The 1452-nt window shown below is 72.5% G+C and carries 1 protein-coding gene; it reads left to right on the top strand.

From position 1 onward, the window contains the following. The coding region (locus AQJ91_RS48295) for a carboxylesterase/lipase family protein (RefSeq protein WP_067036790.1) at positions 1–1445 on the top strand (1445 nt) is incomplete at its 5' end. Between the last annotated feature and the right edge of the window lie 7 nt (positions 1446–1452).

The following is a 1452-nucleotide window of genomic DNA, read 5'->3' as shown; positions in this document are numbered from 1 at the left end:
TCTTTCGCGGCATCCCGTACGCGCAGCCACCGGTGGGCGAGGCACGCTTCGCGGCGCCGCGACCGGCGGACCGTTGGGACGGGCTACGGAAGGCCTTCACGTTCGGTCCGCCTCCCCCGCAGGAGCCGTTCGGGCCCGAGGCGGCTCCCGCCGGACCCCCTCCGGCCGGTGACAACTGGCTTACGGTCAACATCTGGACGCCGGACACCGACCCGGCGGCGCGCCGACCGGTGATGGTGTGGATCTACGGGGGCGCCTACAAGTTCGGCTCCGCCGACGACCCCGCCTACGACAGCAGCCGCCTGGCGCGGGACGGCGACCTGATCGTGGTCACTCTCAACTACCGAGTCGGCATCGAGGGATTCGCCTCGATCGAGGGCGCTCCCGCGAACCGGGCTCTGCTCGACCATGTCGCGGCTCTGCAGTGGGTACGCGAGAACATCACCTCTTTCGGCGGCGACCCCGACCGGGTCACCGTCTTCGGTGAATCGGCCGGCGCCGGGTCCATCGCCGCGCTGATGGCCATGCCCCGGGCGCGGGGACTGTTCCGGCGGGCCATTGCGCAGAGCGTGCCGGGTACCTTCTTCTCGGAGGCGCTGGCCGCGGACATCGCCGAGACCTTGGCCGGTGAGCTCGGCGTGCGCCCGACGGTGGCCGACCTGTCCGCTGTGGACCCGCGCAAGCTGCCCCAGGCGGGTGCCGCGCTGAGTGGTCGGATGCGCGAGTACGTGCACCGCTGGGGTCCGGTCGCCCTCACCCCGACCCCGTTCTCGCCCGTCGTCGACGGAGATGTTCTGCCCACCACGCCGTGGGAGGCCCTGGCGGGCGGTGCCGCACGCGACGTGGAGCTGATCGCCGGGCACAACCGGGACGAGTACCGTCTCTTCCTCATGCTGGGCGGGATGCTCGGGCGGGTGGACGAGGGTCTGGCTTCGATGGCGCTGAGCCTGTTCGGGCCGACGCCGGACGCCGAGCACGCCTACCGCGCCGCGTTCCCGGACGCCTCGGCGGAGTACCTGTTCGAACTGGTCCAGTCCGACTGGCTGTTCCGCATGCCATCGCTGCACTTGGTGGAGGCCCAGGTGGCCGGTGGCGGCCGGGCGCACATGTACGACCTCACCTGGTCCGCTCCGGCGAACGGCGGCGCTCTCGGTGCCTGCCATGGCCGGGATGTACCGCTGGCCTTCGGTGTGTACGGCGGGCTCGGCGGCATGCTGACCGGACCGGCGCCCTCGCCCGAGACCGAGGCGCTCTCCGCCCGCTTCCGCTCCGCGTGGACCGCGTTCGCGGCCACGGGCGACCCGGGCTGGGCGGCCTACGACAGCGAGCAGCGCCTCGTCCAGGTCCTCGACTCGGAACCGACGGTCGCCGCCTACCCGGAGGAGGCCTCCCGCCGCCTCTGGGAGCGGCACACCTTCGCCGCGTTGCCCCTGACGACGGCGTAGCGGTCTC

The organism is Streptomyces dysideae (assembly GCF_001514305.1).
Taxonomy (GTDB): Bacteria; Actinomycetota; Actinomycetes; order Streptomycetales; family Streptomycetaceae; genus Streptomyces; species Streptomyces dysideae.
This window is presented reverse-complemented; position numbering and strand designations above follow the sequence as displayed.